This is a genomic window from Nonomuraea sp. NPDC052129 (genome assembly GCF_040680095.1).
GTDB lineage: Bacteria > Actinomycetota > Actinomycetes > Streptosporangiales > Streptosporangiaceae > Nonomuraea.
Genome location: NZ_JBFAVX010000012.1, coordinates 154,657 through 166,490 on the forward strand (window position 1 = coordinate 154,657; position 11,834 = coordinate 166,490).

At 68.9% G+C, this 11,834-nt stretch carries 14 protein-coding genes; 8 read left to right on the top strand and 6 right to left on the bottom strand.

Annotated elements, in window-relative coordinates:
- Nucleotides 1–60: 60 nt before the first annotated feature.
- Nucleotides 61–462: a F0F1 ATP synthase subunit epsilon gene (locus tag AB0L53_RS26445; RefSeq protein WP_225290371.1), complete on the top strand. Its 402-nt coding sequence runs from the start codon at nucleotides 61–63 to the stop codon at nucleotides 460–462.
- Between the two features lie 64 nt (nucleotides 463–526).
- On the top strand, nucleotides 527–907 hold the full coding sequence (locus AB0L53_RS26450; protein WP_357942676.1) for a DUF2550 domain-containing protein: 381 nt from the start codon (nucleotides 527–529) through the stop codon (nucleotides 905–907).
- Nucleotides 908–922: 15 nt separating this feature from the next.
- On the opposite strand, the gene AB0L53_RS26455 is transcribed toward AB0L53_RS26450, so the two are convergent.
- Nucleotides 923–1,513 carry a cob(I)yrinic acid a,c-diamide adenosyltransferase gene (locus AB0L53_RS26455; RefSeq protein ID WP_363998883.1) on the bottom strand — a complete coding sequence of 197 codons (591 nt, stop codon included), beginning with the start codon at nucleotides 1,511–1,513 and terminating at the stop codon, nucleotides 923–925.
- 127 nt (nucleotides 1,514–1,640) lie between these two features.
- On the opposite strand from AB0L53_RS26455, the gene AB0L53_RS26460 reads away from it, so the two are divergent.
- The 4 genes from AB0L53_RS26460 to AB0L53_RS26475 all read left to right on the top strand — a co-directional run bounded on the left by AB0L53_RS26460 (nucleotide 1,641) and on the right by AB0L53_RS26475 (nucleotide 5,253).
- A complete protein-coding gene (locus AB0L53_RS26460; RefSeq protein ID WP_357942680.1) occupies nucleotides 1,641–2,537 on the top strand; it encodes an ATP-binding cassette domain-containing protein in 897 nt (298 codons plus the stop codon).
- Complete coding sequence (locus AB0L53_RS26465) at nucleotides 2,534–3,643, top strand: ABC transporter permease (RefSeq protein ID WP_363998886.1); 1,110 nt, start codon at nucleotides 2,534–2,536, stop codon at nucleotides 3,641–3,643. The genes AB0L53_RS26460 and AB0L53_RS26465 overlap by 4 nt, the downstream gene beginning before the upstream one ends.
- Nucleotides 3,644–3,678: 35 nt before the next feature.
- Nucleotides 3,679–4,848 (top strand): histidine kinase, encoded by a 1,170-nt coding sequence (locus AB0L53_RS26470; RefSeq protein WP_363998889.1) that lies wholly within the window; start codon nucleotides 3,679–3,681, stop codon nucleotides 4,846–4,848.
- Between the two features lie 87 nt (nucleotides 4,849–4,935).
- Nucleotides 4,936–5,253, top strand: coding sequence for an STAS domain-containing protein (locus tag AB0L53_RS26475; RefSeq protein ID WP_363998892.1), 318 nt, complete (start codon nucleotides 4,936–4,938; stop codon nucleotides 5,251–5,253).
- A 201-nt stretch (nucleotides 5,254–5,454) separates the two neighbouring features.
- Here AB0L53_RS26475 and AB0L53_RS26480 read toward each other — a convergent pair whose 3' ends face one another.
- The 5 genes from AB0L53_RS26480 to nucS all read right to left on the bottom strand — a co-directional run bounded on the left by AB0L53_RS26480 (nucleotide 5,455) and on the right by nucS (nucleotide 10,257).
- A complete protein-coding gene (locus AB0L53_RS26480) occupies nucleotides 5,455–5,997 on the bottom strand; it encodes a TetR/AcrR family transcriptional regulator (protein WP_363998895.1) in 543 nt (180 codons plus the stop codon).
- Between the two features lie 144 nt (nucleotides 5,998–6,141).
- Nucleotides 6,142–7,614: an aldehyde dehydrogenase family protein gene (locus tag AB0L53_RS26485; RefSeq protein WP_363998898.1), complete on the bottom strand. Its 1,473-nt coding sequence runs from the start codon at nucleotides 7,612–7,614 to the stop codon at nucleotides 6,142–6,144.
- A gap of 37 nt (nucleotides 7,615–7,651) precedes the next feature.
- Nucleotides 7,652–8,212, bottom strand: a complete 561-nt coding sequence (locus AB0L53_RS26490) for a GNAT family N-acetyltransferase (RefSeq protein ID WP_363998901.1) — start codon at nucleotides 8,210–8,212, stop codon at nucleotides 7,652–7,654.
- A 3-nt stretch (nucleotides 8,213–8,215) separates the two neighbouring features.
- Nucleotides 8,216–9,520 carry a carotenoid oxygenase family protein gene (locus tag AB0L53_RS26495; protein ID WP_363998904.1) on the bottom strand — a complete coding sequence of 435 codons (1,305 nt, stop codon included), beginning with the start codon at nucleotides 9,518–9,520 and terminating at the stop codon, nucleotides 8,216–8,218.
- 74 nt (nucleotides 9,521–9,594) lie between these two features.
- Nucleotides 9,595–10,257, bottom strand: a complete 663-nt coding sequence (gene nucS, locus AB0L53_RS26500; protein WP_358537218.1) for an endonuclease NucS — start codon at nucleotides 10,255–10,257, stop codon at nucleotides 9,595–9,597.
- A 134-nt stretch (nucleotides 10,258–10,391) separates the two neighbouring features.
- On the opposite strand from nucS, the gene AB0L53_RS26505 reads away from it, so the two are divergent.
- The gene (locus tag AB0L53_RS26505; RefSeq protein WP_225290383.1) at nucleotides 10,392–10,682 is read left to right on the top strand and encodes an ATP/GTP-binding protein; all 291 of its coding nucleotides are present in this window, start codon (nucleotides 10,392–10,394) and stop codon (nucleotides 10,680–10,682) included.
- An 80-nt stretch (nucleotides 10,683–10,762) separates the two neighbouring features.
- On the top strand, nucleotides 10,763–11,467 hold the full coding sequence (locus tag AB0L53_RS26510) for an alpha/beta fold hydrolase (protein ID WP_357942699.1): 705 nt from the start codon (nucleotides 10,763–10,765) through the stop codon (nucleotides 11,465–11,467).
- Nucleotides 11,468–11,834 lie beyond the last annotated feature (367 nt).

Here is an 11,834-nt window from a genome sequence, read left to right on the forward strand (position 1 = left end):
CGCCCGTGGTGGGGGTATGGCGCGAGCCGTACCCCCACTCCTGTCCGGAAAGGAGCCTACGTGGCGAAGCTACGAGTAGGCGTTGTCTCGCCCGAGCGTGAGATCTGGTCGGGCGAGGCCGACATGGTGATTGCCAAGACCGTGGACGGCGAGATCGGTATTATGCCGCAACACGCACCTGTGCTCGGCGTCCTCGTCGAGGGCGGCGTGCTGCGCGTGAAGCGGGAGGGCAAGGGCGACCTGGTCGCGGCGGTCCACGGCGGATTCATCTCCGTGGCCGACGACGAGGTGTCCGTGCTCGCCGAGGTCGCCGAGCTCGGCTCGGAGGTCGACATCGCGGCGGCCCGTGACGCTCTCGAACGGGCGCAGGCCTCGATCGAGGCCGACCAGGCGGACGCCGACGCGGCCGTCGAGGCCAAGCGTGCCAAGGCCCGGCTGCGTGCGGCCGGCGAAGAGGTCTAGATCCTTTGAGGTCTAGATCCTTGAGGTCTAGTTTTTTGATGCGGGTTTGATGCAAGGGGGCGGCTTGGTAGCGACGGTTCTCATCTGTGTGCTGCTGGTCGCCGTCCTGGTGGTGTTGCGCGGGCTCCTGGTGGCGCGCTCCCGTGGGAGTGTGCCCTGCCGCCTGCGCGTGGGAGACCACGGCTGGCAGCGCGGGGTAGCCCGCTACGCCGACGGGGAGCTCCATTGGATCCCGCTCATAGGTCTGCGACTCAGGCCCCGCCACGCTATCGCGAGGCGGGGCCTCGTCGTTTCCTCGCGGCGGGAACTGGACAGCGGGTTCTTCGCGGTGGACTGCTCTGGCACCACGCGGGACATCTCGCTGGCGATGAGTGCGGACGCGCTGACCGGGTTTCTGGCCTGGCTCGAATCGGCGCCGCCGAGCGCTTATCTGGACGTCGCCTAGATCCCCGGCACCGGGCTAGCGGGTGCCGCCTGGCTTCCAGAGGATCTCGGCGCCCGCGTGGGCGACCCTGCACAGGATGAACAGCAGGTCTGACAGGCGGTTGAGGTATCTGGCCGTCAGCGGGTTCATGTCCTCGTGCGCTTCCAGCGCCGCCCACGTCGTACGTTCGGCGCGCCGGACTGTGACCCTTGCCACGTGCAGCCCGGCTATCGACGGGTCGCCGCCGGGGAGGATGAAGCTGCGCAGCGGCTTGAGCTGCTCGTTGAACTCATCGCACCGCGCCTCCAGCCAGTCGATGTAGGACTGCTCGACCCTCAGCGGCGGGAACTCCGGATTGTCCGTGACCGGCGTCGCCAGATCGGCGCCCACGTCGAAGAGCTCGTTCTGGACGCGGATCAGCACCGCCGTCAGCTCCATCGGCAGCGTGCCGTGCGACATGGCCAGGCCCAGATGGGCGTTCGCCTCCTCCACGTCCGCGTAGGCCGCCAGGCGGAGGTCTGTCTTCGAGGTGCGGCTCATGTCGCTCAGCGTGGTCGTGCCGTCGTCTCCGGTGCGGGTGTAGATCCGGGAGAGGACGACCGGCTTGTCCTTGTCGGCACGCGTCATGAGGTCAGCGTAATGACAAAAGTCACCCGGAACGGACGCGGGGCGCATACGGCGTCGGTGATTTCCACGACTACCAGCGTGGGTCGCCACCCGAGACGATTGCTTGCATGACGAAGGAGAGGATCTGATGCTCGAGATCAGCGAGCTGCGTAAGCGCTTCGCCGGTGGGCCGGACGCGCCGGAGGGCAAGGTGGCCCTCGACGGGATCAGCTTCGCCGTACGGGCGGGCGAGATGTTCGGGTTCGTCGGCGCGAACGGCGCCGGCAAGACGACCACCATGCGGATCGTCATGGGTGTGCTGCAGCCCGACGAAGGCTCGGTCGGCTGGCAGGGCCGGCCGCTGGAGTACAACGACCGGCGGCGGTTCGGCTACATGCCCGAGGAGCGGGGGCTGTACCAGAAGATGCGGGTCGCCGAGCAGGTCGAGTACTTCGGCCGGTTGCACGGCATGGACGCCGCGGCGGCCAGGACGGCGGCCGGCGACCTGCTGGAGCGGCTGGGCCTGACCGAGCGGCGGGGTGACGCGGTCGAGGCGCTGTCGCTGGGCAACCAGCAGCGCGTGCAGCTCGCGGTGGCGCTGGTGCACGATCCCGAGGTGCTGGTGCTCGACGAGCCGTTCTCCGGGCTCGACCCGATCGCGGTGGACGCGCTGGCCACGGTGTTGCAGGAGCGGTGTCGCGGGGGCGTACCGGTCATCTTCTCCAGCCATCAGCTGGAGCTGGTGGAGCGGCTGTGCGACTCGGTCGGCATCGTGTCGGCGGGCCGGATGGTGGCCAGCGGCACGGTCGGCGATCTGCGGGCGGCGGAGAGCCGTACGCTCCGTGTCGTGGTCCGCGACCCGGCGCCCGGGTGGGCCGACGGCCTGCCAGGCACTGTCACCGTCACCGGCGACCGGCACGTGCTGCTCACCACCGACGGGGATGGCCAGGAGATCCTGCGCCGCGCCATGAAGGCCGGGCAGGTCGAGCACTTTGGTGCCGAGCAGCCGACCCTGACCGAGATCTTCAAGGAGGCCGTGGCGTGAACAGCGTGATGCTGGTGGCGAGGCGCGAGATCACCACCCATATCCGGACGAAAGCCTTCGTCATCGGACTGCTCATCACCGCCGTGCTGGTGTGTGCGGTGGCGTTCGCGCCGAAGGTCCTGGACCGCCCTGATTCGTACAAGATCGGCACTGTGAACTCCCAGCAACTGCCGCTCAAGGCGGCCCTGCCGGAGGCGGAGTTCGAGTGGCGCACGTTCCCCGACGAGGCGGCGGCCAAGAAGGCGGTGCTCGACGGCGACGTGGACGCGGCGCTGGTGAACAACGCCAAGGTGCTCACCGACGGCGAGATCGAGTCCGAGCTCGGCGTGCTGCTGCAGAGCACCAACCGGGAGCTCAAGCTGGGCGCCGCGGGCGTGTCGATCCCCCCGCTCCAGATGGTGTCCGTGGGTGCCGACACTCGCTACCAGGCCGCCAGGACCGGGATCGCCGTGGTGCTCGTCCTCGTGCTCTTCATGCTGATCATCGGACAGGTCATGATGGTCGCCATGGGAGTGGTGGAGGAGAAGGGCAGCCGGATCGTGGAGATCCTGCTCAGCTCGGTCCGGCCGTGGCAGCTGCTCGCCGGCAAGATCATCGGCCTGGGCGTGCTCGGCCTGATCAACCTCGTCACGATTCTGGTGGTCGGCGTGTCGGCCTCGCTCGTCTCGGGCATCGCGGTGGACTTCCCGCCCGGCCTGCCGGGGATCGTGGCGGGGGTGCTGCTCTGGTTCGTGCTCGGCTACGCTTTCTTCGCCACGCTCGCGGCCGCACTCAGCTCGCTGGTCTCCCGGCAGGAGGAGGTGAGCAACGTGATGTCGCCCCTGACCATGCTGATCATGGTGACCTACTTCGGGGCCTTCTACGCCACCACCGACCCCACCGGGACACTGGCCAAGGTCGCCTCGCTCGTCCCGCCGTTCTCCTCGATGGTCATGCCGGTGCGGATGGCCGCCGCCGACGTGCCGCTCTGGGAGATCGGGCTGTCCACGGTGCTGATGCTGCTCGCCGTGGCGGGAGTGCTGTCGTTCGGCGCGAAGGTGTACGAGCGGGCGGTGCTGCGGACCGGGGCCAGGGTCAAGCTCGGCGACGTGCTGCGCGCGAAATAGCGCGAAATAGCGCGAAATAGATGGACGCGAAATAGATGGATGCGATCAGGCGGGCGCGGCGCATCTCCCTGTGCGTGCTGAACTCCATGATCGTGATGATGTGGGTCGGCATCGCCCTGGCGACCCTCGGCGGCCTCGCCACCGGCACGCTCTCCTGGCTGCGCATCGTGCCCGCGATGATCGCCTTGATCGTCTTCACCTGGCTCTTCCTGCGCATCACCCGCGCCGTCCTGGAGCGCCGCTACCTCACGAGAGAGGTGGTGGCGGCCGGCGCTCTCGCCGTCCTCGCCGCGGTGTTGGGGGGCGCCGACCCGTTCGGATGGGGCTTCGGGCTGCTGGCCTGGGTGTCCGTGGCGCTGATCAATATCCGCGTGTGGGCGGCTGTGGGCCTGGCAGTGGGTACGGCCGCGGTCGGCACCGGGCTGGGCGTCGTCACCCTCCTCATGGGACAGCCTCTCGTGTCGATCCTCGTTCCGTACGACGATGGGGCGGTCCTCGCCCTGGGACTCGTCTACGCGATCATGTGCGCCCTGCTGCCGCCGTCCAACCGGTTCTGGGCGTGGATCTACACGCTCGCCGTACAGGCTCACGAGGGCAGGGAGGCGCACACCCGGCTGGCGGTCGCGGAGGAGCGGCTGCGCTTCGCCAGGGACCTGCACGATCTCGTGGGGCACCAACTGTCGGCCATCGCGGTCAAGACCGAGCTGGCCGTACGGCTGTCGGCCGCCGACGCCGTCGCCGCGAAGGCGGAGATGGTGGCGGTGAACGCCCTGACCAGGACGGCGCTGCGGGAGCTGCGCCAGGCGGTGCGCGGCTATCGCGAACTTGACCTGAGCGCTGAGCTGAATAGCGTGAAAGGCGTACTCGAAGCGGCCGGCGTCCGTTGCGAGCTGCTGTTGCCCTACCGCGAGCCGCCCGGCGGCGTGGCGCCCGTGTTCGCCTACGCGGTCCGCGAGGCGGCGACGAACGTGCTCAAGCACAGCACGGCCTCGTTCTGCGAGATCACGCTCCGCTTCACCGAGGAGGAGGCGGAGCTGAGCGTGCGCAACGACGGGGTGGTCCGCCATCAGGTGTCCGACCTGGGCAGCGGCCTGACGGGCATGGGGGAGCGGCTGGCGGACATCGGCGGCAAGGTGACGGCCCGTCCCACAGGCGATGGGGAGTTCCTTGTGCGGGCGGTTGTGTCACTTCCGCTGCGTGGGTAGGGGGACGGTGCCGGGTTCACCTCGGCGGACGCCCTGCGGAAGGGTATGAATACGCCGCGTGAGGTGCGGCGTGACTGAGGAGGTGGCATGCGCGTCCGGGGCAATCCCAAGGCCCAGGTGGTGCGGATCGGAGCGCGGCTCGACGCGGGCACGTCGGCGGGGGTGCGGGAACGTCTGCACGACGCGGTCGACTCCGGCGAGGGCGACCTGATCCTCGACCTCTCCAAGCTGGAGATGATCGACGCCACCGGTCTCGGAGTGCTCGTGGGCACGCATAGGCGCGCGCTCAGCGTGCAACGCCACCTCGTTCTTCGGGGGGTGCCACCGCGGATCATGCGGGTCCTGGCGGTGACCCGGCTGAATCGGGTCCTGCGGGTAGAGGTTCAGGCAGCCGCGGTGGCCTGAAGCGGCGCCCGGCGGGTGCTCGGGAGTGCGCCGGGATGTCGCGATATATAGGGGCGAGCAGCGATCAGCCGCTGCTCGCCCTCTTTTCCCCGGCCATACTCCCACACGCCGTAGTAGTTTCTGGAACTCAGATATCACCCTTTAGCTTGGTGATTATCTCCTTACCAGATCGCCATATAAACACGAACCGTAATCAGCGCCTCACGGCGAACCGAGGCATCTGCCGAAGATGTGTACGGCCACACCGACCAGTTCGTCGATGGACGGTGGCTCCTCCGACAGCAGCCATTCGATGAGCAGCTCTTGTAGCGCTCCAATAACCCCGAGCGCCACCAGGCGTCGATTCGGTTCGGCGGCCAGGGGGAATTCCGCCGCCGCCTCCTCGACAAGGCGGGCGAAGGAGTCGACGGCCCGCTGCCGGGAAGCGGTCAGAATGTCGCCCGACCTGCGTACCTCAAGGTGCATGATGCGGGCGCGACGCCAGTCGGCCGTGGAGAACTCGATATATGCGCGAATCCCGGCCTGCATCCTGTCGTCCAGGGTCGCAGGCGCCTCTTGTAACGCCTTGGCCACAACGGCGAGGGTTTCCTCCGCGCACCGCTCGTGCAGCGCCTGAAGAAGTTCCTCACGGCCGCCGAAACATTCGTAGAAGGCGCGGTTCGAGATCCGGGCCTCCGAGCACAGCCTTTCGATGGTCGTAGCCACGAAACCTGGCTTCGCGTATAGCGTGTAGGCGGCTGTCATCAGCCGCTCGCGTCTGTCCGCCAGCCTTTGCTCAGCCGACATTCCCCGGTAAGACCGGTTCACATTCCACCCGTCCAACATGATCGTGGCCCCCAGAGCACACAATTATGGACGGATGATCCGTTTTGGGAAAGAGCATATACTTTATCTCTTACGTCGGCCGTGCAAGAACGTGACAAGCCTGATCAGCCGCTCAAGCTCAGCGGGGGCTCTGCTGAACGAAGTCAGGTTCATACCGGGCATCGCGAAGCGTTGACGGCTGATCGCTTTGGGCCTGGCGAACTCCCGCAACCCGTCGGCCCCGTGGATGCGCCCGAAGCCCGAATCGCCGATTCCGCCGAACGGCAGCGCGGGCACTCCGGCGAACGAGATGACCGAGTTGACGGCCGTCATCCCGGTACGCATCAGCCGGGCCAGCTCCGTCGCCCGGCGCGCGTTGCCGGAGAAGACCGTGCCGGCCAGCCCGTATGCCGAGGCGTTGGCCAGCTCCAGCGCCTCCCGCGCGTCGCGGGTGCGCCGCACGGTGATCGTCGGGCCGAACGTCTCCTCGCGTACCGCAGGGGAGTCCTCCGGCACGTCTTCGACGATCACCGGGTCGACGTACGGCGCGCGCACCGAATCGGGGCCGCCTGTCACGACTTTTCCGGACTTGGTGGCGTCGTCGATGTGGCGCCGGATGATGTCCAGCTGGCCCGGCATGGTGATCGGCCCGTAGTCCTCGCCGGCTTTGACCGTGGCGACCCGCTCCGACAGTTCGCGCATGAAAGTTTCATAGACCGCGTCCACGACGTACACCCGCTCGACACCCACGCACGTCTGCCCGGCATTGGACATCGCCCCCCACAGGCAGGCGTCGGCGGCGGCCTTCAGGTCGGCGTCGGCGTCGACGATGAACGCGTCCTTGCCGCCGCACTCGGCCACGATCGGCGTCAGGTTCTCGGCGCAGGCCGCCATGACCCGCTTGGCCGTGGCGGTCGAGCCGGTGAAGGCCACCTTCTTGACCCGCGGGTCCTTCGCCAGCAGCGCGCCCGTCTCCCCGAGCCCGGTCACGGTCTGGAACACCGGCTGCTCCGGCACCGACTCGGCGAACAGCTCCGCCAGACGTACGCCGACGCCGGGAGTGAGCTCGCTGGGCTTGAAGACGACCGCGTTGCCAGCCGCGAGCGCGTACGCGATCGAGCCCATCGGCGTGAAGACCGGGTAGTTCCACGGCCCGATCACGCCGACCACGCCCAGCGGCAGGTATTCGAGCGTGGCGGCCAGGTTGAGGCCGATCATCCCGGTCGAGACGCGGCGCCGCCCCAGGACCTTGGCCGCGTTGCGGGCCGCCCAGTCGAGGTGCGTGATCGCCAGCACCATCTCCAGCGTGGCGTCGCCGACCGGCTTGCCCGTCTCCTCGTGCACGAGCCCGGCCAGCTCCTTGAGGTGCTGGGTGAGCACGGCCTTGTAGTCGAGCAGGCGGCGCCTGCGCTCGGCGGGGGCCAGCCCGGCCCACCAGGTCGCGGCCTGCTCGGCCCGGCCGACGGCCGCGCGCACGTCGTCGGCGGACTGCTTGGGGTGACTTCCGACGACCTCGCCGGTCGCCGGGTTCAGTGAGTCGAACGTCAGCGTGGTCATGGCGTCACCCTAGACCGGTAAGCCGTCACTTACCAGCTCAGGACGCCGCCCGCCACATGCCCCACACGAGCGGCCCGTCGGGGAGCCGGAACTCTTCGGTGACGTGGAATCCGTACTTCTCGTAGAGGGGCACGTTGGATTGCTTGCTGCACTCCAGGTAGACGGGCAGCCCGGTGCATCGGGCCAGACCGGTTCGCAGCAGCGCCCCGCCCACGCCGCGGCCCCGCACTTCGGGCAGCGTGCCGATCTGCGCCAGGTACCAGTGCGGCTCGGCGGGCCGGTGCGCGGCGAACGTCTCCTCCAGCACCATGCCGTACGACACCCGCTCGCCCATGGCCTCGACGAAGCCGGGCAGGCCGGCCTCGTCCGGCTGGTGACCCGGCGGATCCCAGAGCGCGGCCCCCGCCATCGCGCCCTCGGCGTCGTAGGCGGCCTCGGTGATCGCGTGACTGTAGCGGGCGAGGGCGGTGAACATCAGCGCCGTGCCCGGATCGTCCGGCAGCAGCCACCTGACCACCGGGTCATCGTGGAACGCCCTGGCCAGCACCTCGCCGGCCAGCTCGATGACGGCCGGGTCCGCGACGAGTGCGAGGTCCACGGCTCAGCCCTCCGCCAGCCACGCCCCGTGGAAGCCGGCCGGAACGCGCTGCGGCAGCCGGATCGACGCCACGTCCGAGAGGTCGGTCGCATCGAGGACCAGCAGCTCGGAGCTGCCGCCCGTGGTGACCACCGACAGCAGCCAGCCCTCGTCCTCGGCCCGCGCCCCCTCGGCTGCCACGAACACCGCCTCGCCCGTGTCGTCGCCGGTCACCCTGACCTGGGCCGTGCCGGTCCGGTGGTCGTACTTGACGATGGAGTCGCGGCCCACCGTGTAGAGGTAGCGGCTCGCGCGGCCGAGCAGGGAGTCGTTGAACGTGGGGAACTCGATGCCCCGGTCGTCCCGCGCCTCCTCCTTGACCAGGCCGGACGCCGGGTCGAGCGTCCACTGGTGCAGTGTCGCGGCGCCGATCGTGGCCGCGTGCCTGGCCGGGTCGCCGGTGTTGCCGATGCGCGCCCAGACCTGGGTGAAGGACTCCCGCGAGTAGCGGGCGCCGTTGAGCACGATCCGGCCGTCCACGTCCTCCCACGCGTTGCCGACGTGGAAGACATAGCACGGGTCGACCTCGAACCACTGGGTCGGGCCGCCCTGCCTGGGCGTCACGCCGATCCGCGCGCCGTATCCGTCCTCCCAGGCGTACGGCATGCCGCCCGCGCGCCCGGCCTCGAACACGAAGGGCAGGTCCAGCCAGACCAGGTAGTGCTCGGTGACGGCGAAGTCGTGCATCATCGTCGACTTCGGCACCTCGATCTCCCGGCTCTCCACCAGCTCGCCGCCCGCCGACAGGCGATGGTAGGTGACGTACGGCGGGGTGTAGCCGTAGCCGAAGAAGTGCAGCTCGCCGGTGGTCGGGTCCTCCTTGGGATGCGCGGTCATGGCCGTGGTCAGCCGCCCGCCGAAGTCGCACGGGCCGACCGTGGCCAGCTCCGGCGTCATCTCGTACGGCAGGCCGTTCTCGACGAGCGCGAAGATCCGGTCGGCGTGCCGGATCACGGAGGTGTTGGCCGTGACGGCGGCCAGGTCCACGCCGCGCTCGCCGATGAAGGGCGCGTCGTCGGTGAACTTCTTGGTGCGGACCCACCGGTTTCGGTACCACTCCGCCCGGCCCCGGTCGATCCGTACGCCGTGCAGCATCCCCGCTCCGCCGAACCAGTGGCCGGGGTCGAAGCCCGGCTTTGGATTGGGTCCGTTTCGGAAATATCGCCCGGTCAACTCGGTGGGCAGGGCGCCGGAGACGGGGAGGTCGTGGGCCTCGGTCTCGTCGGAGACGGGGGCGAGGTTGCCACTCAGGTAGAAGGGCGTCGTCATATCACGCTCCAATCTTGATAGGTCAAAACTAGAATTTCTAGTCGTGACATGTCAACACAGGAACGTGGCCTGTATCAGAAGAGCGTGGGGTTCTCCGGTTCGATCCCGCGCAGCGCGTCGTAGTCGAGCGTGACGCAGTGAATGCCCCGGTCGGTGGCCAGCACGCGAGCCTGGGGCTTGATCTCCTGGGCGGCGAAGACGCCGCGGACCGGGGTCAGCAGCGGGTCGCGGTTGAGCAGCTCCAGATAGCGGGTCAGCTGCTCGACGCCGTCGATCTCGCCGCGGCGCTTGATCTCGACCGCCACCGTCGCGCCGACCGCGTCGCGGCACAGGATGTCGACCGGGCCGATCGCCGTCATGTACTCGCGGCGGACCAGCGTGTAGCCGGCGCCCAGCGTCGTGATGTGCTCGGCGAGCAACTCCTGAAGGTGCGCCTCGACGCCGTCCTTGATCAGGCCGGGGTCGACGCCGAGCTCGTGGCTGGAGTCGTGGAGGACCTCGTCCATCGTCAGGACCAGCTTCTCGCCGGACTTGCCGTGGGTGACGGTCCAGGTCTGGCCGTCCTCCTTGAGCTTGCACGGCGGGTTCATCCAGTTGAGCGGCTTGAAAGCCCGGTCGTCGGCGTGGATGGACACGCTGCCGTCCGCCTTGATGAGAATGAGCCTCGGCGCCATCGGCAGGTGAGCCGTGAGCCGTCCGATGTAATCCACGCTGCATCGCGCGATGACCAGCCGCATGACGGCCAACCCTACCGGCTCTGGAAAACTGGACGCATGGCGTTCGCGATGGTGGGAGTGGTCGCCCCCGGCCCAAGGGGCGCGGGGGCCGGCGAGATGTCCGTACGGGCGGAGCCATTCGTACGGGCGGAGCCATGAGCCCGCGCCGCGCCCGCCGCAGGGAGTCCTCTCGCCCGCTCGGCCTGCCCGGGGGCATGGAGCGGGTGGAGGAATGGCCGGACGGCGACTGGAAAGTACGCATGCTCACCGGCTCCTCCTCGACCAAGGACTACCGTTGCCCCGGCTGCGACCAGGAGATCCGCGGCGGCCAGCCGCACCTGGTGGCCTGGCCGAGCTGGAGCGGCGGCGACGACGAGCGCCGCCATTGGCATCCGGCCTGCTGGCGAAAGAGACTGGACCGCGGCCCCGGCCGCAGCCGCTACTGAGCGGCCCTCCGCCGTGTCCGCTGCTGAGCGGCCACGACAAGCCCCTCCCCAGGGGCAAGATCACACTGAAGGGACCGACTTTGGAGATTCGCGCGGCGACGGTGCTGCCCGCCCGGCGAGAGCCGATCGAGTTGCACACGGCCGACGGCCAGACCCTGGTCGGGGAGCTGGCCCTGCCCCTCGACCGGCCCCCCGTGGCGACACTGGTCACCTTCCACCCGCTGCCCACCCATGGCGGGTTCATGGACAGCCATGTCTTCAAGAAGGCGGCCAACCGCCTGCCCGCCCTGGCCGACCTGGCCGTGCTCCGCTTCAACACGCGCGGCACCTCCTCCGAGCGCGGCACCTCCTCCGGCACCTTCGACGGAGGGGAGGGGGAGCGGTTCGACGTGGCGGCGGCGCTGGAGTACGCCGAATACCACGACCTGCCGCACGTGTGGGCGGTCGGCTGGTCGTTCGGCACCGAGCTGACGCTGAAATGGGCCCGCGACCCGCTCGTGGAGGGCGCCATCCTCCTCTCGCCGCCGCTGCACCGGGCCACGGACGAGGACCTGGACGCGTGGGCCGAATTCGGCCGGCCGTTGGTGGCGCTGGTGCCGGAGTTCGACGATTACCTGCGGCCCGAGGAGGCCAGGCGGCGCTTCGCGCGGGTGCCGCAGGCCGAGGTCATCGGGGTCGACGGGGCCAAGCACCTGTGGGTGGGCGAGCCGTACGTACGCATCGTGCTGGATCAGATCGTCAGCCGGGTGAACCCGGCCGCGGCCCCGCTGCCCGTCGACGCCTGAGTTGGCGATTATTTTCGGACACCGTGCAGTTCTTGATGAAATCCGCCGAAAGATCTAGACGAATCGTCTGCGCCGGGTGACAATCCGATCGTCAATTGAAGATCGAGGAGACGCCAGGCGGGCCTGACCTGCGTGGCGTCTCTTGCTCAGCAGCGGCGAGGGTGAATGCGCGTAGTTCGTGGGCTGGTCGTGGTGATGTTGGCAGGGGCGGTAGTGGCAGGGCCCCTTGATCATCTGGACGCCGTCGCCAGTGCGCGACACAAGAGCACCGACACCACCCTTCGAGAACAGAGCACGAACGGGACCCCCGGGGAGAGGTCCGCTCTCGCACTGGCCCGCCGTGATGGCCGGCCGGTCGAGGTGGAGG